General features: G+C 64.1%; 16 protein-coding genes. 5 read left to right on the top strand and 11 right to left on the bottom strand.

All coding sequences use genetic code 11. From position 1 onward, the window contains the following. Positions 1-8: 8 nt before the first annotated feature. Positions 9-2,330 (bottom strand): putative bifunctional diguanylate cyclase/phosphodiesterase, encoded by a 2,322-nt coding sequence (locus ACZ0AJ_RS09395; protein WP_499454086.1) that lies wholly within the window; start codon positions 2,328-2,330, stop codon positions 9-11. 342 nt (positions 2,331-2,672) lie between these two features. On the opposite strand from ACZ0AJ_RS09395, the gene ACZ0AJ_RS09390 reads away from it, so the two are divergent. After that, positions 2,673-4,277 carry a methyl-accepting chemotaxis protein gene (locus ACZ0AJ_RS09390; protein WP_499454085.1) on the top strand — a complete coding sequence of 535 codons (1,605 nt, stop codon included), beginning with the start codon at positions 2,673-2,675 and terminating at the stop codon, positions 4,275-4,277. 52 nt (positions 4,278-4,329) lie between these two features. On the opposite strand, the gene ACZ0AJ_RS09385 is transcribed toward ACZ0AJ_RS09390, so the two are convergent. Continuing rightward, positions 4,330-5,397, bottom strand: a complete 1,068-nt coding sequence (locus ACZ0AJ_RS09385) for an SDR family oxidoreductase (protein WP_499454084.1) — start codon at positions 5,395-5,397, stop codon at positions 4,330-4,332. A 119-nt stretch (positions 5,398-5,516) separates the two neighbouring features. Between ACZ0AJ_RS09385 and ACZ0AJ_RS09380 the strand changes: the two genes are divergently transcribed. Continuing rightward, positions 5,517-6,050, top strand: coding sequence for a hypothetical protein (locus tag ACZ0AJ_RS09380; protein WP_499454083.1), 534 nt, complete (start codon positions 5,517-5,519; stop codon positions 6,048-6,050). A gap of 13 nt (positions 6,051-6,063) precedes the next feature. On the opposite strand, the gene ACZ0AJ_RS09375 is transcribed toward ACZ0AJ_RS09380, so the two are convergent. The 3 genes from ACZ0AJ_RS09375 to ACZ0AJ_RS09365 form a co-directional block, all read right to left on the bottom strand. Next, entirely contained in the window at positions 6,064-8,259 is a 2,196-nt protein-coding gene (locus tag ACZ0AJ_RS09375) for a TonB-dependent siderophore receptor (protein ID WP_499454082.1), read from the bottom strand. Positions 8,260-8,525: 266 nt separating this feature from the next. Continuing rightward, a complete protein-coding gene (locus tag ACZ0AJ_RS09370; RefSeq protein ID WP_499454081.1) occupies positions 8,526-9,620 on the bottom strand; it encodes an alpha/beta fold hydrolase in 1,095 nt (364 codons plus the stop codon). A gap of 146 nt (positions 9,621-9,766) precedes the next feature. Further along, entirely contained in the window at positions 9,767-10,912 is a 1,146-nt protein-coding gene (locus ACZ0AJ_RS09365; RefSeq protein ID WP_499454080.1) for an acetyltransferase domain-containing protein, read from the bottom strand. 114 nt (positions 10,913-11,026) lie between these two features. On the opposite strand from ACZ0AJ_RS09365, the gene ACZ0AJ_RS09360 reads away from it, so the two are divergent. Next, complete coding sequence (locus ACZ0AJ_RS09360; RefSeq protein ID WP_499454079.1) at positions 11,027-11,977, top strand: 2-hydroxyacid dehydrogenase; 951 nt, start codon at positions 11,027-11,029, stop codon at positions 11,975-11,977. Between the two features lie 70 nt (positions 11,978-12,047). After that, positions 12,048-12,683 carry a class I SAM-dependent rRNA methyltransferase gene (locus ACZ0AJ_RS09355; protein ID WP_499454078.1) on the top strand — a complete coding sequence of 212 codons (636 nt, stop codon included), beginning with the start codon at positions 12,048-12,050 and terminating at the stop codon, positions 12,681-12,683. 12 nt (positions 12,684-12,695) lie between these two features. Here ACZ0AJ_RS09355 and ACZ0AJ_RS09350 read toward each other — a convergent pair whose 3' ends face one another. Beyond that, a complete protein-coding gene (locus ACZ0AJ_RS09350; protein ID WP_499454076.1) occupies positions 12,696-13,424 on the bottom strand; it encodes a siderophore-interacting protein in 729 nt (242 codons plus the stop codon). Between the two features lie 37 nt (positions 13,425-13,461). Here ACZ0AJ_RS09350 and ACZ0AJ_RS09345 point away from each other — a divergent pair, with 37 nt between their 5' ends. Continuing rightward, a complete protein-coding gene (locus ACZ0AJ_RS09345; protein WP_499454075.1) occupies positions 13,462-13,938 on the top strand; it encodes a MarR family winged helix-turn-helix transcriptional regulator in 477 nt (158 codons plus the stop codon). Between the two features lie 27 nt (positions 13,939-13,965). On the opposite strand, the gene zwf is transcribed toward ACZ0AJ_RS09345, so the two are convergent. The 5 genes from zwf to ACZ0AJ_RS09320 all read right to left on the bottom strand — a co-directional run bounded on the left by zwf (position 13,966) and on the right by ACZ0AJ_RS09320 (position 23,336). Beyond that, positions 13,966-15,432, bottom strand: a complete 1,467-nt coding sequence (gene zwf, locus ACZ0AJ_RS09340; RefSeq protein ID WP_258834341.1) for a glucose-6-phosphate dehydrogenase — start codon at positions 15,430-15,432, stop codon at positions 13,966-13,968. Between the two features lie 318 nt (positions 15,433-15,750). Continuing rightward, positions 15,751-18,696 carry a TonB-dependent receptor gene (locus ACZ0AJ_RS09335; protein ID WP_499454617.1) on the bottom strand — a complete coding sequence of 982 codons (2,946 nt, stop codon included), beginning with the start codon at positions 18,694-18,696 and terminating at the stop codon, positions 15,751-15,753. A 156-nt stretch (positions 18,697-18,852) separates the two neighbouring features. Further along, a complete protein-coding gene (locus tag ACZ0AJ_RS09330) occupies positions 18,853-20,700 on the bottom strand; it encodes a glycoside hydrolase family 28 protein (protein ID WP_499454072.1) in 1,848 nt (615 codons plus the stop codon). A 2-nt stretch (positions 20,701-20,702) separates the two neighbouring features. Then, positions 20,703-21,923 (bottom strand): DUF4861 family protein, encoded by a 1,221-nt coding sequence (locus ACZ0AJ_RS09325; RefSeq protein ID WP_499454070.1) that lies wholly within the window; start codon positions 21,921-21,923, stop codon positions 20,703-20,705. Positions 21,924-21,938: 15 nt separating this feature from the next. Continuing rightward, complete coding sequence (locus tag ACZ0AJ_RS09320; protein ID WP_499454068.1) at positions 21,939-23,336, bottom strand: glycoside hydrolase family 88/105 protein; 1,398 nt, start codon at positions 23,334-23,336, stop codon at positions 21,939-21,941. Between the last annotated feature and the right edge of the window lie 122 nt (positions 23,337-23,458).

The following is a 23,458-nucleotide window of genomic DNA, read 5'->3' as shown; positions in this document are numbered from 1 at the left end:
TGGCCGCGTTAGCCGGCTACGACTTCCAGCTTCGTGAGGGCCTGCCGGGAAGCCGTCATGCGCTCAAGCAGATCGCACAGCGCCATTGGCCGGCAGAACAGGTAGCCTTGCATGCAGGGGCCGCCATGCTCGGTCAAAAAGTGCGCCTGTTCAGCGGTTTCGATGCCTTCGGCAACGACGCGCAGCTTCAGATGGCCGGCCATGGCCAGGATTGACTGGACAATGGCGGTGCCATTGATGTCGTGCGGCATATCGCGCATGAAACTCTTGTCGATCTTGAGTTCATACAGCGGCATGCGCCGCAGATAGGCCAGGTTCGAGTAACCGGTGCCGAAATCGTCGATTGAAAAGCGGATGCCGAACTGGGCCAGTTCGTCCATGCGCGCAATCGTCAGGTCCAGGTCGTCGACCAGCAGGCCTTCGGTCACTTCAAAGATCAGCTGCTGTGGCGGCACACCGGAGGCGCCAATGATCGCCTTGGCCTGTGACACAAAATCCGGCTCGCGGAACTGGCGCGGGCTGATGTTGATCGACAGCGGCAGTGCGTGGCCTACCCGGTCAAGCTCGCACCAGGTCAGGCAGGCCTGGCGCAACACCCAGGCGCCGAGCGCCACGATCTGACCGGATGCTTCGGCCACCGGGATGAACACGTCCGGCGGCACCAGCACGCCATCTGCCCGGCGCCAGCGCAGCAGGGCTTCGGCCCCGATGGGCGTGCCATCGTGGTCCACCTGCAGTTGCAGATGCAATGCCAGTTCATCGTTGGCGATGGCATGGGCGAGGTCGCGCTCCAGGATCAGTTTGTTCTCGGCTTCGGCCAGCATGCCAGGCTCGAACAGCGCCACACCATTGCGCCCGTTGTCCTTGGCGTGATACATCGCCGTGTCCGCTTCGCGGAGCAGGTCCGGCACCGTATGCCCGGGCCGCGTTGGCAGGGCGATACCGATACTGCCGGTGAGTTGATACAACTGGCCGTCGATGTGAACGCCTTCGGTCATGGCCGCGCGCACCCTGCCGGCAAGCGCCAGCGCGGCGTGGGTGGCGCTCCCCGTCGCGCAGTCGAGATGCTCGACCAGCACGACGAATTCGTCGCCACCGAGGCGCGCCACCGTATCCTTGGGATGCACGGCGCGTGACAGACATGCGGCGATATGGCGCAGAACGGCGTCGCCGGTCGCATGGCCGCGGGCGTCATTGACGTGCTTGAAATTGTCCAGGTCAATGTAGAGCACCGCGCCCATGCTGTCGCCCGCATGTGTGCGCGCCACCATCAGGTCCAGCCGTTCCATCAGCAAGCGCCGGTTCGGCAAACCGGTCAGCACGTCAAAAAATGCCAGCTGGTGAATGGCATCGGCCGAGCGGCGCCGCTCGGTGATGTCGCGACCCACGGCAACCCAGTGGGTGACCTCGCGGCTCTGATTGGCAAATGGCACCATCTCCACTTCGATCCAGCACGGTTCGCCGAACTTGGTGTAGTGGATGAGTTCGCCCGAGACCGGCTCTTGCCGGGCCATTGCCAGCGCGATCTTGTCGACGACCGCCGCTTCCGAATCGCGACCGTGCAGTATGCGCATGCTGCACCCGATGATTTCATCGGCACGGTAGCCACTGCGGCGCTCGAACGCTGCGTTGGCAAAAATGACCGGGTGCTTCGGGCTTCCGTCGGGGGCAACCCTGGCGATCAACACCATATCGTTCAGTCCGGCCAATGCTGCCGAGGTCAGGCGCAAATCATCGTTCGATTCACTCAAGGCAGCCTGCCGTTCGGCCAGGGCTTCGGCCACGAAGCGCTGGCCGTCCAGCGATGCGGACAATCCCTTTAACAGCTTGCCGCAGGTGAGTGTGATGAACCCGCCAACGCAGGCATAGTTCAATGTAAAGATCGCAACGGTGCCGAAGGAGTTGGCATCGGCGTTGTCTATCGGGAAATGGCTTAAGCCTGTGAGGCCAAGCACCATCATGGATGCCGCACCGAGTGCCACCATGATCAGCCCGGCGCGCACGCCCAATAAAATGACCGACATGACCGGTGCCGCCAGCAGGTACAACAACCCCAGCGGCCCGACGGTCATCATCGTGCATACCGCCGCGCTGAACAGCATGACCAGGTAATTCAGGGCACGCCACTTGTAGTCGAGCGTTTTGATGCGGCAGATGACGAGGATCCAGGCCAGTGCGACGGCATCCATCAGTGCAACGGCGAGTGCGCCCCGATACACAGCCAGCGCCGCACTGGGCACCACGCCGATGATTGCCAGTATCCGCAAGGTCGACATGAGGGAGGCAAAAATACGGACGCGCCATTGGGCGATATCGGCGAGATCGGTCATGAAAAGTAGAGATCAAAGATATTATTTTTTGATCATCTTTATTGTGCAAGGGAAATATTTTATCACTTTCAGCTAATTTCGGTCTGATCCAGCGGAATTTGTTGTTTCAAAATCGGTGGTCTTCGAGGGCGAGCTTGCATTGAAATTCAATGCTCGTGGACGCCTGGTAGGAGCACCGCGTTCCATCGTTCAATATGTTGTTTCACGGCAACAGTAAATACATTAAGCGCCTTGCATCGCCTTTGTTGAGAGGATTTTTACTGACATTAACGCTTGTCTAACTCAGTATTATGGTGACTAGCGGAAACTCTTTTAAGGCAAATTATGTATGCGTTCAAGAACATGAAAATCGGCACCCAACTCACGTTGGGGTTTGGCCTGGTCACCGCGCTGATGCTGTTACTTGGCGCGTTTTCTCTATTCGGCTTGACGGCGATTCACGGCGCAACGAAGGAACTTCACCGCGTTAACAAAGAACACCTCAAGCCGCTGTATGTTGCGCGTGAAGCGTTGGCCCAGACCGGGCTGGCAGCGCGCAATGCCTACGTCTTCACCAGCGACGCGCAGGCCAGAAACGAGCTCGATCTGGTCGATCAGCAGAAAAAGGTGTATCTCAGTGCGCTTGAAGGCATGTCGCCCGCATTTGCCGGCGATACCCAGTTCGACAAGGTGCGCGCAGGATTGCTGGCGATGGCCACTGCGCTGGAAAAACCGCGCAAGTTCCGTGAAGCGGGTCAGATGGAGGCGTTCGGAAAATTCCTGGTCGAAGAGTGCAGCCCGCTGCGCCGTCAGATCGTCAACGACATTGCGGTGCTCGTCGCCAATGCTGAACGGGAGCTGGCCGACGCTGACGCCTCGGCCGAACATGCCGAAGCTGCCGCGCGCAACTGGGTCATCGGGCTGACCATCGTCGCGTTTGTGCTAAGTGTTGTTATCTCGACCGCCATCAAGAACCTGCTGCTCAAACAGCTGGGTGGCGAGCCTGCTTATACCGCCCAGATCGCCAACCTGATTGCCTCCGGCGACCTTGCCACGAACGTGAATGTGCGCGCGGGCGATAGCACGAGCCTGCTGTTCTCGGTGAAGACCATGCGCGACAGCCTTGCATCCATCGTGGGCAAGGTACGCCATGGCACGGATGCAATTGCCAGTGCCTCGTCGGAAATCGCCCAGGGCAGCGGCGACTTGGCCGCACGCACCGAGGTACAGGCGTCGTCACTGGAGCGCATCGCATCTGCCATGGAAGAGCTGACCACGACCGTCCAGCAAAACGCCAACAATGCACAGCAGGCCAACACGTTCGCACAGTCGGCATCCTCCGTCTCGCAGGAAGGCGGTGCGGTCATGCTCCAGGTGACGGATACGATGGCGTCGATCAATGCGTCATCCAAGCGTATCGTCGACATCATTTCGGTGATCGACGGCATCGCGTTCCAGACGAATATCCTGGCGCTCAACGCGGCCGTGGAAGCAGCCCGCGCAGGAGAACAAGGGCGCGGGTTTGCCGTCGTGGCCAGTGAAGTACGCAACCTGGCGCAGCGCTCGGCGAGCGCCGCCAGGGAAATCAAGGTCCTGATCGAAGACTCGGTCGGCAAAGTGGACACGGGTTCCGAACTGGTCCAGCGCGCCGGCAGTACCATGCAGAACCTGATGGAAAGCGTGCAGCGCGTGACCGAAATCATGGGCGACATCTCAACTGCTAGTGCCGAGCAGAGCGTCGGCCTGGGCGAAGTGAGCAACGCGATCGGCGAAATGGATGGCATGACGCAGCAGAATACGGCGCTCGTTGAAGAAGCGTCCGCCGCATCGCAGGAACTGCAGGCGCAGGCATCGGGCCTGGCCAGCCTGGTGGGGCAGTTCCGGCTTGCCAACGTCAGTGGCGAGACAAGCCGGCAAGGGCGCACCGCGCCTGGCACTGCGCCGCTGCGACTTGCCGCTGTTGCTTGAACATGGCGTTACGGTGCGACTGCGATACGAGCGGTCGCACCTGCCGTGTTAATTACGGAATCAGACGTTCTGCGCGCAGGCGTTCAAACAGGTCGAAGAACGATGCATCGGTGGCCTGGTAGGCCGTGAAGCCAAGGCGGCGGCTATTGCTCATGTCGGTCATGACTTCCAGCGGCCGGCCCAGATCGAGGTCGGTATGCCAGGCCGAGGCCAGGCGATCCAGATCGGCTTCCACCAGGCCATGGCGCGCCGCGATGTCGCGCCACAGCGGCGCATCGTTTGCCATCGCCGCTTCGAGTGGCTGCACGGTGCCATTGAAACCGGCCGCCTCAACGCCGAAGAACGCGGCCAGCTTCGGCCACAACCAGCTCCAGCGGAACACGTCGCCATTGACGATGTTAAAAGCTTCGTTGCGCGATGCATCGGTGTCGGCGGCCCAGACCAGCTGCTTGGCCAGCATGCGGGCATCGGTCACATCGGACATGCCATTCCACTGCGCGGCTGAACCGGGGAACTGGAACGGGCGGCCCGTCTCCTTGCAGATCGTTGCATACACGGCCAGCGTGGTACCGAGGTTCATCGCATTGCCAACCGCCAGGCCGATGACGGTGTGCGGACGGTGAATGGTCCAGGTGAAGCGGTCGCGCTCGGCAGCAGCATAGACTTCGTCTTCCTGCGCGTAATAGAAATTCTCGAGCGCCAGGCGCGGCTGCGATTCGCGCAGCGGCGTGTCGGGCAGCGTCCCCGAACTGGCGTACGCTTCGAATGGCCCCAGGTAATGCTTCAGGCCCGTGACCAGGGCGACATGGCGCACGCTCTTGTGCGACGACAGCGCGTCCAGCAGATTGCGTACCAGTGCGGCGTTGACGCGGATATTCTCGGCTTCGGTATCCTGGCGCATCCAGGTCGTGATGAAGACGTGGGTCGGGGCGACGTCCTTCAGCGCAGCGCCCAGCGCAGCAGGGTCGAGCAGGTCGGCGGCGATGTGGCGCACCTGCGGCAGGTCGCGCGGTGCGCGGCGCGACAGGCCAATCACATCCCAGCCTTGCGCCAGCAATTCACGAGCAGTGTGATTGCCACCAATACCGGTAACACCAACGACGAGTGCGGTTCGTTTCATGTGTGACTCCTGATTTGACAATTGTCGTTCATTTTACTGCGCACGATTGATGTGCGTGCTGGCGAGCTGGGCTGCACTCGCTACAGTTGAATTCATTTCCAACTAGAAATAATTCAATCATGACGACGATTCGTAAGTGCCTGTTTTACCGGCTTGGCTGTATCGCTGCGCTCGTCGTACTGACGGGTTGTGCATCGACGACCGCGACCAGGATCGGGACGGCAGCGACCACGCCGCTCGCCGACCTGAACGTGACAAGAGAAGATGTTCCCGGCGTGCTGCTGGCAGCGCTGAAGAATCCCTACCAGCTTCCAGCCAGCCAGAACTGCGTGGCGCTGTCGCTGGAAATCCGCGCGCTGGACGAGGTACTGGGTGCGGACCTCGACGCGGCGGTGTCGCCAACCGATCTCTCGATGGTGCGCCGCGCTTCATCGCTGGCCCAGGACCAGGCGGTCGGCGTTCTCCAGCGTACGGCCGAAGGGTTGATTCCGTTTCGCGGCTGGGTGCGCAAGCTAAGCGGAGCAGAGCGCCATTCGAAGCACGTCTCGGCCTGCATCGCGGCGGGCTCGGTGCGGCGCGCGTTTCTGAAGGGGTTCGCTGCCGCGCAAAATTGCCCCTGGCGCGATGCGGTCGGGGCCGTGGCGACGCGCTGACTGCCTTACCCCATCAGAATCTGTAGCGCAGCGTCAGCGACGTGTTGCGCGGTGCGCCGTACGTGAACTGGTTGTAGGCGGCGAACATGGCGAAGGTTTTCTTGTCGGTCGCATTGTTGACGTTGAGCTGGGCCGACAACTGCTTGTTGAACTCGTAGCGCGCCATCAGGTTGACCAGCGCGTACGACTCCTGCTCCATGCGGCCGTCAATCCCAGGGGCGACGGTGCCGTCGACCGTGTAGGTGCTGCCTTCCCAGTTCACGCCGCCGCCGACGGTCAGCTTGTTCCATTGGCCCGGCAGGCGATAGCTGGCAAACGCGCGCAGCGTCTTGCGTGGGTAGATCGAGTTGAAGTCGACGCCGGTCGCATCCTTGGCGCGGAAAATCGCGTAGCCGACGCTGGCGTTCAGGCCCGAGACGATCTCGCCCGATACGTCCAGCTCGATTCCCTTGCTGGTGGCGCCCTGGGCGGCGCGGTAGTAGCTTTCTTCGAGCAGCGGCCCGGCCGCACCGTCGCGGTCGATGCGGCCCGCGGCCTGGCCAAGGTTATCCTGCTTCAGGTGGAATACGGCCAGCGAGGCGTTCACGCGGCGGTCGAAGAATTCGCCCTTGATGCCCGCTTCGTTGGCCTTGCCTTCGATCGGGTCGAGCATATTCCCCGCGAAGTCTTTCAGGTTCTGCGGCTCGAAGATGCTGGTGTGGCTGGCGTACAGCGAGTAGGTGTCGTTCAGGTCGAACACGAGGCCGGCGTACGGCGTGATCTCGTTGTCGTACTTGAGCGAGTAAGGCGCAGCACCAAAACCTTCTTTTTCATATTTGGTCACGCGTGCGCCGACGACGGCTTTCAGGCGGTCGGTCAACGTGAAACGCGCCATGCCGTACAGGCCTTGCTGGGTGGTTTCGCTGCCTTCATAGAACGCTTGCGGGCCGAAGGTTGGCGTCGGGTACGACGCCGGGTTCCAGTTGTTGATGTCGCTCACCACCTGGCTGGCGCCATCGTAGTTGGCAAGCCGGTTGTTCGAATTGAAGTCGGTTTTTGCATGCAGGTAGCCGAAGGCAGCTTCGTGCTGACGCTCACCCAGCGTGAACTTGCCGCTCGTGTGCACGCCGAAATCCTTCTGCTTGGTCTGGATCACGTACGAACCCGTGAAGGCATTGAGGCCCGAGCCCGTCACGCGATCCGGCACGCCCGACAGGTACAGCAGGTGCGAGTCGCCGTCGCGGGTGGCGTCGGTGTAGGTCAGTCGCAGCTTCCAGCCGTTGGCGAAGCGGTGCTCGTAGTCGCCGAAGAAGTTGTCGTACTGGTTTTCGTAGCCGGCCCACGGGGCGGCGGTGGTTTTTGAGCGGTCCCAGTCGATGATCGAGCCGTCGCTGTAGCGGTAGGGCAGGCCGCCCCACATCGAGCCGCGCGGGCTCATTTTCTGGCGCGAGAAGCCGGTCGAGAAGGTGCCGTTGCGGCCGATGTCGGCTTCGACGGTGGCGTAGATGGTGCGATCCTTGTTTTCCAGATACTGCACCCAGCTGTCGCCGGCGCTGTACTCGGCCACGGCGCGGCCACGGATGCTGCCCGATGCGTTCAAAGGCGTCGAGACATCGGCCATGATGCGGCGCTTGTCCCAGCGGCCGACGGTGGCCTCGATCGTGCCGTCCAGCTTCTTGCCGAAGGCGCGCTTGCGCACCAGGTTCAGCGCGGCCGATGGCGTGCCGGCGCCGGTCATCAGGCCGGTGGCGCCGCGCACGACTTCGACGCGGTCGTACAGGGCCAGGCTGCCCAGCACTTCGCCCGCGCTCCAGGCAGCATCCCAGGTGGTCGGGATATTGTCGATCTGCAGATTGGTCACTTCGAAACCACGGGCGGTGAAGCTGGCGCGGTGGGTTTCGTACTGGTTGACCGAGACGCCGGTGACGTTGTTGGCGACGTCGGTGATGGTGAGCAGGCCCTGGTCTTCGATGCGCTGCTGGGTAATGACCGACACCGATTGCGGCGTGTCGCGCAGCGACATGTCCAGTGGCGTGGCGGTGCGGGTACGGCCGATGGTGTAGGAGCCGACAGCATCGCCCAGCTTCTGGGCCTGCACCTGCACTTGCGGCATCGACGTGGTGCCCGCGTCGGTGGACTGGGCCTGGGCCAGTAGCGGCAGGGCAAGGCCCACGCAGACCGTCAGTGTCGTCAAGTGAAGATGCCCGACAGGGCGAACCAGCTTATCCATCGTTGTTTCCTGTTGTTCGTGATTGGTACGTAAGGCGACTACCCGGGATCCGGATGATCTGCGCCAGCCATGACCACATGACTGATCGCCCGGAATGATAACCATTCTCATCTGCGGGTGTCAACTTGTTATTGAACAACGGATGGGCAGGCCAGGAGGGAGGTAGCTCGAGGGATGACCGATGGCGCCACTGGAACAGGTGCCAGCGATACTCGTGGAGGTGGACAGGAAGCGGCCGCGGCGCAGAGCGCGCTGCGGCCCGCGGATCAGGCGCCTGACGCCGAGGGCGCGCCGAGCCAGTCAAAGATGGTGGGCCACAGCGTCGCATGGGCGTTGCGCCCGGCGAGCACGCCGACATGCTGCAGGTTCACGCCGATGTCGCCATGGTATTGCAGCACCTGCTTGCGCGCGCTCGAGGTCGCCTCGTGGAATGGCACCATGGCGGCCGGCGGAATCACCTTGCTGCGAAAATCGACGACGCTGATCAATGGCGAGCGCAGGTCGGCCGGGCCGATGGTGCGGCCATTAATGACGAGCCGGCCGGCCATGAAGTCATCGTTGCGATACAGCGACTCGACGATGTCGACGAACAGCTTGCCCGGCAGGGGGAATTCGTCATGGCTCCAGCGCTCGACCTGCATGTGCGTGGCCAGCGCTTTTGGGTCGAACAGCGACAGCCAGCGGTCGGTTGCGCGCTCCCAGCCAAAGGCCTGCGGCTCGGCCATCGCGCTCATCAGGTTGAGGAAGGCGCCCGGCACGTGACGGAAGGTGTCAGCAATCTGGCGCGCATCGGGCGTGGCCTTGACCAGCGGCGCAAAGCACGAGGCGCCGTGCCCGAAGCGCAGCGGCGATTCGAGCAGTACGGTCGCCGTCACGTGCTCGGGATGCATGGCGCTGTAGATCGCGGCGAGGATGCCGCCGAGCGAGTGGCCCACCACTGTCAGGCTGGCTTCGCCGCTATCGGCCTGGATGGCGCGCTGGCAGCTCGCCAGCATGCGGTCGCCATAGTCGGCCAGGCCGACGGCCGGGTCGCCATCGGGCATCGGCAGCCATTCGGCCAGATAGACGCGGTAGCCGCGCTCCTGCCAGCGCTGCACGACGCTGATGGCGGGCGCCAGGTCCCAGATGTAGGCGCGCTTGATCGGCGCCGGCACCAGCAGCACCGCCGGCCCGCCCGTGGCGGCAGGTTCGTAGCGGCGCAGTTGCAGGCCCGTTTCGGCCAGGATGACCGTGAACGGCGTTTCCTGCGGGCCGTGACCGGCCTGCTCGAGTTGCCGGCCGCGTTCCTGGCGGCTGCGGTCCATATTTCTGAGGGCTTGTACTTGCTGCGGCCCCAGGGTAGTCCAGTTGCTGGCGTACATGGCGATCCCATCGAAGTGACGACCCTCAAACTGTACCTGCTTCGGCGATCTGCGCCAATCGGGGCGTGCAGGAATCGCCATGGGGTTTGCGCTCGCTACCACCCGGGCCACGCCGGCAATGGCCATGCCGACATTGCAGCCAGTAGCTACAGGTACTTGACCCAGGCCTTGCCGCTCTCGCGCTTGTAGCGCCCGAATCGCTTTGTTGGCCAGTACAGCAGCAGCGCCAGCAGGACCGAGCCGAGCCAGACCTGCCAGACATGCCCGACATCGACGCGCGGCAGGTCCAGCACGAACGCGGCCACCCGCTGCGCCACCAGCAACAGATACAGATGCGCGATATAAAAGAACAGTGGCGCGCCGCCGAACACGGCCGCGACCCGTACCCAGCCAGCGTCGATGCGCTCGATCCAGGCCAGCACCAGCACGCCCACGCCGAGCGTGAGCAACAGAAAGTCCAGCGATGGCGGGTACTTCGTGAAATTCAGCCACGACATCGCGCTGCGCAGCAGCGTCTCGTGCGGCGTCCATGGCAGCGGCTCGCCATACACGTTCCAGGTGCGCAGCAGCGCGAGCACCAGCAGGCTGGCCACGCCGGCCAGCATCAGCCAGCGCCGGCGCTGCGCGGCGGGCATGCCGCGCGCATACAGCGGCCCGCAGGCGTAACCGAGCAGGATCACGCCAATCCACGCCAGCAGCGGATAGCTGATGCGCACCCGCACCGGGTCGTCCATCAGATTGCCGCGCTGCTCGAGGATCGTCCAGGCACTGGCGGCCAAGGTGTCCGGCGCGAACGCCACGCCGGCCAATGCATTGTGGCCGGCCACGATCGTCGCGCCGATGGCCGCCAGCAGCGGCAGCGGCAGGCGGTGCAGCAGGGCCAGCGCCAGCATTGACAGGCCGATCGCCCACATCACCTGCAGATAGACGGTGTGCGGCGTGAAGGTGCCGGTCCAGGCGAAGTTGATGACGATGATTTCGAGAAAGATCAAGAAGGCGCCGCGTGTGGCCAGAAAACCCGTGGCGCTCCTCGGTCCGCTCGCCGGATTGGCATACAGCCAGGCCGACAGGCCGGTCAGGAACACGAACATCGGCGCGCAGAAGTGCGCGGCAAGGCGCGAAAAGAACAGGGCCGGGTCGGTGCTCGCGACATCCATCGGGTCGCTGACCTGATGCTGCAGGTAGAAGGTTTCGCGGACGTGGTCGAGCGTCATGATCAGCATGACGAGGCCGCGCACGACGTCGATCGACGCGATACGCGGGTTTGGCGGGTTGACTGGGAAGCTGTGCACGGCGGCGTTCATGCAGTGGCAAAGCCCGGCATTCTACCCTGCGCCGCGCCCGGCAAGCCGCGCCTCTGTCATACTCGGGCCATCTTCCACGACGAAACGGCAGGATGTTGAACGATGAAACCGAGCATTCTCGTATTGGGCAGCGTCTGGTCGGACGACGTGCGCGAACAGGTGGCGCAAGCCTTCGACTGTCACTTCATGAAGGCGATTCCGCACGCGGGCGACGCCGCGTTCGACGCGATCGCCGGCAGCATCCGCGGCGTGCTCACCACCGGTACGGTTGGCGTCACGCCCGCGCTGGTGGCGCAGCTGCCGCGTCTTGAAATCGTGACGGTGCACGGCGTGGGTGTCGATGCCGTGCCGCTGTCGCTGCTGGCCGAAAAGGGCATCCACGTGACCAACACGCCCGACGTGCTGACCGACGACGTGGCCGATTTCGCCGTGTTGCTGCTGTTGTCGACAGTGCGCCGCCTGCCGGTGCTCGATCGCTACGTGCGCGCCGGCGACTGGCTGGCCAAGGCGCCGCTGGGGCACGTGCAGGCACGCGCTTTGAGGGGCAAGGTCGCCGGCATCGTCGGCTTCGGGCGCATCGGCCAGGCCGTTGCCGCGCGCCTGGAGGGGTTCGGGCTGCAGATCCGCTATTACCAGCGCAGCCCCGGGCCGGCGCCCGCGCAGCGCAGTGCGACGCTCCTCGCGCTGGCACAAGAGAGCGACATGCTCGTGCTGTGCATGCCGGGCGGCGCCGACACGCAGGGCATGATCGACCGCGCCATCATCGAGGCGCTGGGCCCGCAAGGTACCCTGATCAACATCGCGCGCGGCACCGTGGTCGACGAAGCGGCGCTGGTCGCGGCGTTGCAGGATGGCCGGCTGGGCGCCGCGGGCCTGGACGTGTTCGAGAACGAACCGCAGGTGCCGCAGGCGCTGCTGGCGCTGGACAATGTCGTGCTCACGCCGCATGTGGGCAGCTTCACGGTCGAAGCGCGGCGCGCGATGGGCGCGCTGGCGGTGGCCAATTTGGTCGCACACTTCAACGGCGAGCCGCTGCCCACGCCGGTGGACTGAGGCCGCTATTCAAGGGCAGTGAGGGGGCGCGATTGCTGTATCATCCCCGTCCTGCAAACGAAAGTCACACATGCTCATCATCACCATCAAGCAGGGCAAGGAAAAAGCCCTGCTCGCCGGCGACCCGTGGATTTACCTGTCGGCCGTCGAAAAAGTCGACGGCAAGGGCCACGAACGCAACAAGCCGGGCATCACCGCCATCGTGCAAACGTCGACCCGCCAGTTCATCGGCCGCGCCGCCTACAACGCCAAGTCGCAGATCGTCGGGCGCATGTGGTCGTTGCGCGAGGACGAGCCGGTCGACCATGCGATGATCAAGCGCCGCGTGCAGGCCGCCATCGACAAGCGCGCCGCTACGCTGCGCACTGCCGATCCGCAGGCGCTGATCGGGTTGATCGATGGTGAAAAGGATGGCTTGCCGGGCCTGCAGGTGCATCAGTATGGTGGCGCCGAGGGCTATCTGATCTGCCAATTCAACGCCGCCGGTGTCGACATGTGGAAGGTGCCGGTCGTGCAGGCGCTATTGAAAGCCACCGGTTGCCGCAACGTCTACGAACGCAGCGACCCGCTCGTGCGCCAGGGCGAAGGGCTGTTGAACACACCGGGCGCACTGGCCGGCGACGAGCCGCCCGACCGCCTGATGGTACGCGATGGCAAACGCCTGGTGCCGATGGATATCGCCACCGGGTTTACCTATCCGCGCTGAGCGGCTGCCCTGTCAGTCCAGGCGCTCGTGATGATCGGCCACGCCGCGTTTCCAGTAGGCCGATACTTTGGCGGCCTGGCGTGGCATGCCCGTCTCGACCAGCACCTGGCGCACACGCGCCATCAGCGCCGCTTCGCCGCCACCCCAGGCCAGCCCGGCGCCGGTCTGCAACGGCAGCGCCTTCAGCACCTGCAACAGCGCGTCGTCGCTGTCGACCCAGTGGATGCGGGCATCGGCGCGGGTCACAAACGCGCGGCGGTCCGCTGCATCCACCAGCAGCACCGCGACGACGCGCGCGCCTGCCGGCAATTCTTCGAGCCGGCGCGTCACGGCCGGCAGGGCGCTGTCGTCGCCGATCAAGAGGTGCCAGTCCATCGCCATCGGCAGGATCATCGAGCCGCGCGGCCCGCCGATGATCGCACGTTGACCGACGGTCGCATTGCGCGCCCACTCGGCCGCGCCGCCATGGCCGTGCAGTGCGAATTCAATGTCGATCTCGCGGGCGTGGGTGTCGACCCGGCGCGGTGTGTAATCCCGCCGTACCTGCTCGCCACTGGCGTCGTTGAACATGAACTTGACGTGGTCGTCGAACGATAGCGACGTGAAGTCCGCCAGCGCCTCGCCCTGGAAGGTGATGCTGGCAAAGCCGGGGCTGACGCGGTTGATGCGCGCCACGGTGACCTCACGCAGTTTCAGGTCGTGGCGCACGCGTTCGATCGTGGGGATGTCGGTTTCACTCATGCTACACTCCATCAATTAGTTGATAACGTCCACCATTATGCAAAAAGAAGTTGATAGAGTCAACCAAAAAAGCGGCGAAGATGCGCTCGAGGTGATGCACGCAATTGTGCACCTGTATCGTTCGCAGCAGATGCGCGGCCTGCGAGCCGATGTGCAGTCGGGTTCGCACGAACTGGCGCACATGGAAATCAAGGTGCTGCGGTTTTTCGGCCGTCATCCTGGCGCGACGCAGAGCGATCTGGTCGCGCATTCCGGCCGGGACAAGGCGCAGGTTGCACGCTTGATCAAGGGCTTGCGCGATGCGGGGATGCTCGATGCGACCGCCGACGAAACGGATCGGCGCAGTACCCGGCTGACACTGAGCAGTGCAGGGCAGGCGGTGTGTGAGGAACTGCGCCGGCAAAGCGGCGCATTGGGAAAGATTGCCCTGGCAGGGCTGGACAAGGACGAGCAGGCCCGCTTGATGGCGTTGCTGGCGCGCGTACGCGCCAACCTGGAAGCCGGCGCGGCCTGAGGCCGCGCCAGTGGGTGGTCGAGTCGCTTACTCGACCCAGCCAAACCCGTCGCGCGCCAGCAGCGCAAACGATTCCGGCGGCCCCCACGAACCGGCCGCGTACGCGTGCGGTTTTTCGCCCAGCGTCTCCCAGCCGTTGATGATCGGCTCGACCCATTCCCACGCCGCTTCGAGTTCGTCGCGGCGCATGAAGTGCGTCAGGCGACCCCGCACGACGTCGATCAGCAGGCGCTCATAGGCTTCGGCGCGGCGCTGCGCGAATGCCGATTGCAGATCGAGGTTCAGCGCGACCTGCTGCATCAGCATGCCGCTGCCCGGCTGCTTGGCGAAGATCTGCAGCTTGATCGCTTCTTCGGGCTGCAGCTCGATGACGAGGCGATTGGCCACCCCACCCGGGGTTTCGGGGAACAGCGGGAACGGCGGATTGGCGAACTCGATGACGATCTTCGACGAGCGGCGCGCCATGCGCTTGCCGGTGCGCAGATAGAACGGCACCTTCGACCAGCGCCAGGTATCGATGTGGGCGCGCAGGGCGACGAAGGTTTCGGTGTGGCTGTCGGCCGGCACGTTGCTTTCTTCGTGATAGCCCTTGGCTTCCTGGTTGCCGCTCACGCCACGCGAATATTGGCCGCGCACGGTGTCGCGCGCGATATCGGCCAGGCCCATGCGGCGCAGCGAGCGCAGCACCTTGAGCTTTTCATCGCGCACGGCGTCGGGCGAGAGCGAGGTTGGCGGTTCCATCGCCACGATGCACAACAGTTGCATCAGGTGGTTCTGCACCATGTCGCGCATCGCGCCGGCGCTGTCGTAGAAGCCCGCGCGGCTGCCCACGCCGACTTCTTCGGCCACCGTGATCTGCACGCTGGCGATGTTCGGCGCGCGCCACAGCGGTTCCAGGATCGAGTTCCCGAAGCGCAGCACCATCAGGTTCTGCACGGTCTCTTTGCCCAGATAGTGGTCGATGCGGTAGATCTGCGACTCGGCGAAATGCTTGCCGACCGCCTCGTTGATCTCGACCGCCGAGGCCAGGTCGCGGCCCAGCGGTTTCTCGAGCACGACGCGTGCGTTGGCGTCGACCAGGCCGGTGGCGGCGAGCTTGTCGCAGATCATCGTGAACAACGATGGCGCCGTCGCAAGATAGAACACGCGCTGGGCGCCATCGCGCGAGACGTCGCGCAGCGTGTCGAAGACCGGCGCCTCAGCGACGTCGACCTTCACGTAGACCAGCAGATCCAGGAAACCGGCCCAGCTTTTCTCGTTGAAGTTGTCGCCGCTGATGAACGAGCGCGAATGCTCTTCGATGAAGGCGAGATAGGCGGCGCGGTCATAGTCCTGGCGACCGGTCGACAGGATGCGGGTCGATGCCGGCAAGTTGCCGTGCAGGTAGGCCATGTACAGGGCGGGCAGCAGCTTGCGCATGGCAAGGTCGCCCATCCCGCCGAAGATGGTCATGTCGAGGGGGAGGCCGTTGTCAATCTCGGTCGAGGTGCTCATGGGTCTTTCGCTGGCAGGTTGAAGAAAATCGCGTGCGTCGCGGGCCGTAGATTGTAGCGTACCTGAAGCCAAGGGATGCCCCGGCGTGCCGCTGTGGCATGCGGGCGCGGGCGGGGGACGCTGGCAACATCGGTAGGGTGGGCGGCTACGCCGCCCACGCGTTCAACGCACCGCGGCATGCCTCGGTGCGACGTTGGTTTGGACGCGTGGGCGGGAAACCCGCCCACCCTACGGCATGCCCCGGTGCGTTGAACGGCTGGGCGCAGACGAAAAAAAGCCCGCGCAAGCGCGGGCCCAAGGACGCGAGGACGCGTTCGGTCAGAACTTGTAACGCAGCCCGAACAGATATTCGCGGCCCGTGACGTTGTTGACGACGACGCTGTTGCGCGCCCGGCTGATGAACTGGTCGCTTTCTTCGTTGGTCAGGTTGACGCCTTCGAGCGTGAACTCGAGCTGGTCGTTGACCTTGTACGAGAACGACAGGTCGACGTTGAGCGTTTCGTTCTTGCCTTCGACGTCGTTGTTGTTCTGGCCCGGCACGCGGGTCACGAAGCCCGAGCGCTGGGCGGCCGAGACGCGCGCGCTGAACTTGCCGTCGTCATAGAACAGCGTGGCGTTCCATGCTTTCGGCGACAGGTTCAGCAGGTCGTCCGTGATGCGCGCGTCGCTGGTCGGCGAGACCAGGTATTCGATCTTCGACGAGACCCGGGTGTAGTTCAGCAGCGTGCCGAAGTTCTTGCCCCAGCCAGGCAGGAACGTGAACGGCTGCTGGTAGTTGATCTCGAAGCCTTTCAGTTTGCCGCCGTCGGTATTGACCGGGGTGGTCAGCGCAAACACTTCTTCACCCGTGAAGTTCGCCGGCAGCAGCGACAATGGCAGGCCCGAATCGCGGAACGCCACGTTGGTGCGCAGGCTCTGGATGTAGGTATCGATGTTTTTCTGGAACAGGCCCACGCCGACGAACGCCTTGTTCTTGAAGTAGTACTCGAAGCTGGTGTCGAAGGTCTTGGCGCGGAACGGTTTCAGGAACGGGTTGCCCGTGTTGATCGACAGGTTGCCCGTGGTGGCGATGCTGCCGCCCGGCGACAGGAAGCCCAGTTGCGGGCGCGTCATGACCTTGGCGGCGCCGACGCGCACGATGAATTCGTCGGTGATGTTCGCAGCCAGGTTGAACGACGGCAGCGTGTCCTTGTAATCGTGATCGACCGTGACGGCGGTGCCGCCGCCGGCAGCCTGGTAGCCGGTCGTCGACAGATCCGTCTTCACGTGGCGCACGCCGACGTTGCCGCGCACCGGGATGTTCCACAGGTCGTAGCGGAATTCGCCCATCAGGTACAGGCCATCGCTTTTCTCGGTGACCGAGCGGTTGTTGCCGCGTGCGTTGCCGTTCTCGATCGACGACAGCCTGAAGTCGCCCGGGCCGCCGGCAGGGCCGCTCTTGATGCAGTTGCAGTAGATGTCGTAGGCAGCGGCGATCGCCTGCAGGTTCGGCACGACCCAGCCGCTCGCGTTCCCCGCTGGCAGGCCCAGGTTGCTGCCAAAGCCGGTCAGGTTGGACGTGAGGCCGGTGGCGCCTGCAGGCGGCGCGAAGATCGTGTCGTTCTGGTTCACGCGGCGGAATTCGTAGGTGTCGGAGCTGTACTTCTTGCTGTTGACGCCGCCCTTGATCGTGAAGATGTCACTGGCTTCCCACGCCAGATCGAACTGGCCGACGTTGTTGACGTTGTCGGTGCCTTGCGGACGGGTGCGGATCTCGCTGGTCGTGGTGTTGGGGACCGTGGACGGCTGGGTGCCGCTGGCCACCTGCGGCACGCCGACCAGGCCGAGCCGATTGCCCATCGGGTCGAACGGATAGCCGATGACCGGGCGACGGTCGTCGCCGCGAAAATCGAGCGTGTAGCCGTCGACGTTCAACGCGTCGAGCGTGACCGTGGTCTGCACCGGATTGCGGAACTTCGAATTGGCGCGGCCATAGCGGGCGCTCATGCTCAGGGTGTCGGTGAGCTTGTGTTCCAGTGTCAGCGTCGGCTGCGTGAAAGTGGTTTTCAGCTCGTCGAAGCGCTGCTCGGAGCGGATGTCGACGCCATTGTATTTGCCGTACAGCAGAGCGCCGTTCGGTGCGTACTCGGCCTGCACCACGCTCATTTGTGGCTTGCCGCCCTGGCTGGCGCTGCGGCTGAACGAGGTCGCTTCCAGGAAGTCTTCCTGGCGCGTGGCGTCCAGCTTCGAGTACAGCATGTCGAACGTGAGCAGGGTGCCGCGCTGCGGACGCCACTGCACCGAGGCGGTCAGCCCCAGGCGATCCTGGTCGTGGGTCAGGCGGCCATAACGTGGCAGGCGCGGATGGAAGTTGTCCGGGCTGCTGGCAGCGTTGTAGGCGGCCAGATTTGCCGGGGTGTTCGGCAGGCGCGCAACGCCCTGCGCGGCCGGGCCGCAGGTGGTCGCCGTCGAATTGGTGGGGTTGGCGGCAGCGCCTTGCGGTGCGCACCAGCCGCCCGACGATGGGCCGTTATCCCAGCGCACGGTGCTGAAACCGTCTTCCAGCACACGGCGTTTCGAGAACGCGCCCGAGACCAGTACGCCGACCTTGCGGTCGAAGAACGTATCCGAAATCATGAAGGCCGCGCGCGGATCGGTCTTCTCCGAGCCGTCGTTGTACTTGCCCTTGAGGGCGACGGTAGCGTTGAAGCCTTTCAGGTCGAACGGACGCAGCGTTTGCAGGTCGACGGTGGCGCCCAGCGAGCCTTCGTCGACGTCGGCCGAGGAGCTCTTGCGCACCGTCAGGGCGCTGAACAGTTCAGACGCAAACACGTTGAAGTCGAACCCGCGGCCACGGTTGGTGCCGCCCGAACTGTCGGTGCCGCCCGTGGTGGCCAGGCCCTCGATACCGTTGATGCGCACACGCGTAAAGTCCTGGCCCAGACCGCGCACCGTGATCGAACGGCCTTCACCGGCATCGCGGTCGATGACGACGCCCGGCACCCGCTGCAGCGATTCGGCCAGGTTCGTGTCGGGGAACTTGCCCATGTCTTCCGACTTGATGACGTCGACGATGCCGTTTTCCTGGCGCTTGGCGTTCAGGGCGCTTTCGAGCGAGGCGCGCAGGCCCGTGACGACCACCGTTTGCGCTGCGCCTGTGCCCGTCGGCGATGCGGCCACTTCCTGCGCGAACGCGGGGCCCAGCGACATGGCGGATACCGAGGCCGTGCCGAGCAGGCACAGGGTGAGTTTGCGCAGCGATGCGCGGTGCGGGTGTTGGTTCATGCTGTCTCCATGCGTTTTTATCGGGGTGGACACGAAAGGTCCACCGGCGCTGCATTTATTTATCTGGTCAGGCCAGTTTTTAGATTCTATGACACAACTTGCAATTTTGGTCAGGCCAATTAAAAAATATTTTAATTTGGACTGACCTGTTGCGAGTCAGGTCTTTTTATGCAGGACCTGCTTGTAGCGCTTGCCGCCGATGGTGACGTTGTCCAGCGTGATGTCCACGGCGTTGTGGACGAACCACGGTTGCGCGGTGTTGACGGGTGTGCCGAAGTCCGAGTCGCTGATACGCACGCGCGCGATCGGCGGGATCGCCGTGCCTGGCTTGCCGTTGAAGCTTGACGCCACGGGGCCGAGCAGCACGAACGCCTGGTAGCACGAGAACTGGCCCTTGCCCGTATCGACATTCTTCGTGCGGACGTTGCGGATATCGATGTCCGACACCTGCGGCGGGCGATTGCGTATCGCGTCGTCGCCCGGCACGTAATCGCAATCGATCGTGACGATGGCGCCGGCGCCAGAGGCGACCGGCTGCTTGATGTCGCGCGCGCCGGCGAGCGGCTTGTACAGGCCGGGTTCAAGCGCCACGCCATTGGGCAGCGTCACGTCGCGCACGTAAAGGTGGCGCAGAAAACCGCCGCGGTTCATGTTCGTCTTGAGCCGGATCGCCGTGTTCAGCGGATCGTCCTTCCAGTGCGTGTTACGAAAATCAAGCTGCTGCGCGTAGACGTGCTCGATCCCGCCGGCCATCTCGCTGCCAAGCGTGACGCCGCCATGGCCGCTGTTCATCACACAATTCTGGATGACGATGTTGCGCGTCGGGCCATGCTGCGTATCGCTGTTCTTGCCGGCCTTGATCGCAATGCAGTCGTCGCCATTATTGAACTGGCACTCGTCGACCAGCACGCCGTCGCAGGCTTCCGGATCGAAGCCGTCGCTGTTCGGACCCAGGCTTTCCATGTTCACGCGGCGAATCAGCAGGTCCTTGCAATCGACCGGGTGGTGCAGCCAGAACGGCGCGGCATTGACCTGGTAACCCTGCAGCAGCACCTTGCTGCAGCCAATCAGCTCGATCATGCACGGACGCAGAAAGTGGCCATGCCCGAACACGCGCCGTTCAACCGGCACGCCGGCCTCGGACAGCGCCGGCAGGTAGCGCGAGTCGGTCTGCCAGCGATTTCCCTCGCCCTGGATGCTCGCCTGCAGCCCCGCGTCGATGCCGGGAACGACGCGGTCGAGCTGGGCGTTGGCCGGGTTGGCGGCGACCTCGGTGCGGGTGCGTTTTGGTTGGCCGGACTGGGCGCGGCCCTTCCAGTCCCACCAGCATTCGGCTTGCTGCGCGAAGCCCGGCTCGAACGGCACGCCGCCCTGGCCGTTGAGAATGCTGGTCCAGTCTTCACCGGTGAGGGCGATATTCTGCTGGTCGATCGCATAGACCATCGGCGAATAGTTCAGGCAATCGTTGCCCTGCCAGCGCGAGAGCACCAGCTTGCCATTGACGCCGCAGTCATGCGCGCCGTGGCGCGCGTAGTGATCAGGGTTGGCCGAAAAGTGCACGCGCGCGCCGGCAGCCAGGTGCACGTGCACGTTCGAACGCAGCACGATCGGTCCGGCGCAGTACCAGTCGCCTTTCGGGATCACGACGCGCCCGCCCCCCTTGGCGTGGCAGGCGGCGATGGCGGCTGCGATGGCCGGATAGCTGTCGGGCGACCCGGGCGCCGGCGTGTCAAGCACGCCATCGACGAGCGAAGCAACCTGGCCCCGCACCTGCACCATCGATGCCGGCTTGGCGCCATAGGCCGTGACGTCGAAGTCTTCCTTGCGAAATACCAGTGGCGTGGCAAAGCGGGCGATGATTTCGTTGGCGCGCTGCCACGGGTCAGGTGACGTGGCAGCTTTGCGGGCGGTGGCGGCGGGGGCAGCCGCGGTGACGCCGGAGAACAGCAGTGAGGCTGCCGGCACGGTGCGCAGCAGGGCGCGGCGTTTCGGGTGAAATGGCATGGTCAGTTTCCTTTGGTCGGTGCGATGGTCACGCGCACCGGGCTGGCGTCGCGCGCTGCGACGGTTGCCGCCTCGCGTTGCCACAGTTCGCGGCTGGTGATCTCGCCCGCGCGGCGCCAGGCGCCGCCGGCGTAGTAGCGCAGCGGCGTGCCCGGCGTGGCCTTGGCCACGATCAGGTCGTTGAGCGCATCCTGGGCGAAGCCTTCGGCCGCTGGCAGCACGACCGCGGTACCGAACGCATCATTGGTAGATTGCTCGACCCACTGCAGCAGCACCTTGCCGTCGCGGGTGGTGGCGATTTTTGGGGACTGGCCCTTGTCGGCCGGCGTCTTGTTCAGGCCCACGGCCACCGTCAGCGGCCCGTCGCCGCTGGCGGTAAAGGTGCTGTCGATACGGTCGAACCATTGGCCGGCGTCGACCGTAAAGCGTTTGACTTCGCTGACCTGGCGCCCGTTCGCGTCCCACGGTGCGTAGTGCAGTTCGAACACGGTGCGGATGGGGCCATTGGCCAGGATCTTGAAGGTTGCGTAGTTCACGCCCGGGTACAAGGCCTCGCCGCTCCAGACGCCGATACCGCCGGCGCCGCGCGACTTGCCGACGTTGTACATGTCCATGCCTTCGCCCTCGTCCTTGTGATAATGGTCGTGGCCCTTGTTGTACCAGCGGTCGACGATCGGATACTCGACGCGCTTGAACCAGATATCCAGGCCGCTCGTCACCAGGACTTCCTTGACGACGCCGGGCGGTGCGGGCGCCGCCAGCGCCGGCCCGTAGGTGCGGTGGGCAATCTTGTCGTTTTCCCACGCGAAGTCGTCCAGCCGCTCGGGCACCTGACGCGCGAAGGTCTTGACCGGGAACGGCGGCGCGACGCCGTCGATGCGTTCGATGGTGAACCCCGCGCTTTTCTCGCCAGCGGCAAAGCTGTGCTGGAACAGCAGTTCACCGTAAGCGATGCCCTCATTCTTCGGGTCCTTCGCCTGTGGCGCGATATTCGTCACCTGGTGCGGCAGCACACGGCCACGCGCATCCTTCACCGCGATTTTCTGCACCATCGCGCCGGGCAGGGCAGCGTTCACATCCTTCCACGGGATCGAGATGGTTTCGGAGGGACGGGCGATTGCCAGGTCCTGCTGGACGGTCACGCGGATGCCATCCGCCTGGGCGTGCGCCAGCGGCGCGGCCACTGCGGGGATGAGCAGCGCGGCGAGTACGAGTCGGTTCATGATGTCACTCCAGGGTCAGTGGTGTTCGCGGTAGTCGGTCTGCCCACCCTTGGGCATGTAGTGGTAGGTGCGCACCTTGTGCTGCACCTCGAACGCGGGGTTCGTCACCAGGCGAATGATCTCGGCGCCGGCCAGCAGCATCGGGCCATAGCCGTGCAGCGCGTCCACGCTGGTCGGGCGGTTGTAGTAATAGACCATGTCGCCGGCCAGCGTCGTGCCGACGCACGTGCCTTCGACCTGGCCCAGCGCCGTAATGCGGGTCGACAGCGCGTTCCAGCCGGTTTGCGCGATCGAGCCGTAGGTCGTCGGGCTGACCCAGCCCTCGTTGACGGCATGCGCGAACACATACGTGAAGATCGCGCTGGCCGACGTTTCCAGATACGAGTCGTTACGGTCGATCATCTGGTGCCACAGGCCGCTACCGCTTTGCAGTTCGGCGATGCCCTTGAGCGATGCGCGCAGCTGCGCCAGCACTTTCGGGTAGCCAGGATGATCCTTCGGCAGCACGTCGAGCAGGTCGGACATCGCCAGCACCGCCCAGCCATTGGCGCGCGCCCAGTAAAAGCGCGGCGCGTCCGGATGGTTCGCGTGCCAGCCGTGCGTGTACAGGCCAAGCTGCGGATTGAACATGCGGCTCGACATGCCCATCACGTTAGCGACTGCATCGTCAAAGTACGCGCGCTCGCCCGTCAGGCGGCCCATCTCGGCCAGCGCCGGGATGCTCATGTACATGTCGTCGGCCCACAGCGAGACTTCCTGCGGGCGCTTGCGGGCCATCGTGCCGTCGTCCAGCCGGAACTGGCGCTTGGCGACCCAGTCGCTGCAGGTATCGATCATGGGTTTCAGATCCGGCCCGACCTTGGCGGCGCGCGCCCGCATCAGGGCCGCGCACATCGAGCCGGCGTCGTCGAGCGAGCGCGGATCGAGAAAGCGCGAGAAGCTGTTGGCGCGTTCGAGCTTGAACTGCTGTTCCTGCGCGCGGAAATACGGTAGCGTCTCGGCGAAGAAGGCGAAGTGGCGCCTGGTCATCGCGGTAAAGCCCGGGTCCTTGGTGACCTGGGCCGCCTTGAGCAGGCCCGAATGCACGACGCCCATCTCGTACACCTGGATGCCATAATCACCGGCGCTCTTTTCAAAGACGGCGTCCGCACTCGGCTTTTTCAGGTCAGTGATCGGCTGGCCGGTGCGCTTGCTGACGATGCGGGTTGGGGTTGCGCGGTCCATGAAGGCGCGGATCGCCTGCAACTGGGCGGTGACCTCGGCCACCACCGGCTTCTTGTAGGGGATCGGGTAGGTGCCTTCGCCGGCGTCGCCCAGGTTCGTGTTGTCGGTATTGCGGTATTGACTCTGGGCCAGCGCGGGCGAGGCTACCAGTGCGCAGCCCAGCAGGGCGGCAACGAAGTGCAGTTTCATTTGTCTCCAATCGGCATCGTGATATTCACTGTTGTATTACCTGTGTTGCTCCAGTGCAGGTAACGCTCTTTTGGTCGGCTCATTCTAATTTGGTCTGACCAAAATCGCAAGCTGGACTAGCC

It is taken from the genome of Telluria sp. AC161, from assembly GCF_979258535.1.
The sequence above is the reverse complement of the archived record's forward strand: the minus strand, read 5'-3'. Positions and strand labels throughout refer to the sequence as shown.

Coding starts and splice junctions, on each gene's coding strand:
- ACZ0AJ_RS09390 (WP_499454085.1), top strand. CDS start 2,673: ATGAAAATCGGCACCCAACTCACGTTGGGGTTTGGCCTGGTCACCGCG.
- ACZ0AJ_RS09320 (WP_499454068.1), bottom strand. CDS start 23,336: ATGAAACTGCACTTCGTTGCCGCCCTGCTGGGCTGCGCACTGGTAGCC.
- ACZ0AJ_RS09375 (WP_499454082.1), bottom strand. CDS start 8,259: ATGGATAAGCTGGTTCGCCCTGTCGGGCATCTTCACTTGACGACACTG.
- ACZ0AJ_RS09360 (WP_499454079.1), top strand. CDS start 11,027: ATGAAACCGAGCATTCTCGTATTGGGCAGCGTCTGGTCGGACGACGTG.
- ACZ0AJ_RS09350 (WP_499454076.1), bottom strand. CDS start 13,424: ATGAGTGAAACCGACATCCCCACGATCGAACGCGTGCGCCACGACCTG.
- zwf (WP_258834341.1), bottom strand. CDS start 15,432: ATGAGCACCTCGACCGAGATTGACAACGGCCTCCCCCTCGACATGACC.
- ACZ0AJ_RS09355 (WP_499454078.1), top strand. CDS start 12,048: ATGCTCATCATCACCATCAAGCAGGGCAAGGAAAAAGCCCTGCTCGCC.
- ACZ0AJ_RS09385 (WP_499454084.1), bottom strand. CDS start 5,397: ATGAAACGAACCGCACTCGTCGTTGGTGTTACCGGTATTGGTGGCAAT.
- ACZ0AJ_RS09330 (WP_499454072.1), bottom strand. CDS start 20,700: ATGCCATTTCACCCGAAACGCCGCGCCCTGCTGCGCACCGTGCCGGCA.
- ACZ0AJ_RS09345 (WP_499454075.1), top strand. CDS start 13,462: ATGCAAAAAGAAGTTGATAGAGTCAACCAAAAAAGCGGCGAAGATGCG.
- ACZ0AJ_RS09335 (WP_499454617.1), bottom strand. CDS start 18,696: ATGAACCAACACCCGCACCGCGCATCGCTGCGCAAACTCACCCTGTGC.
- ACZ0AJ_RS09395 (WP_499454086.1), bottom strand. CDS start 2,330: ATGACCGATCTCGCCGATATCGCCCAATGGCGCGTCCGTATTTTTGCC.
- ACZ0AJ_RS09370 (WP_499454081.1), bottom strand. CDS start 9,620: ATGTACGCCAGCAACTGGACTACCCTGGGGCCGCAGCAAGTACAAGCC.
- ACZ0AJ_RS09380 (WP_499454083.1), top strand. CDS start 5,517: ATGACGACGATTCGTAAGTGCCTGTTTTACCGGCTTGGCTGTATCGCT.
- ACZ0AJ_RS09325 (WP_499454070.1), bottom strand. CDS start 21,923: ATGAACCGACTCGTACTCGCCGCGCTGCTCATCCCCGCAGTGGCCGCG.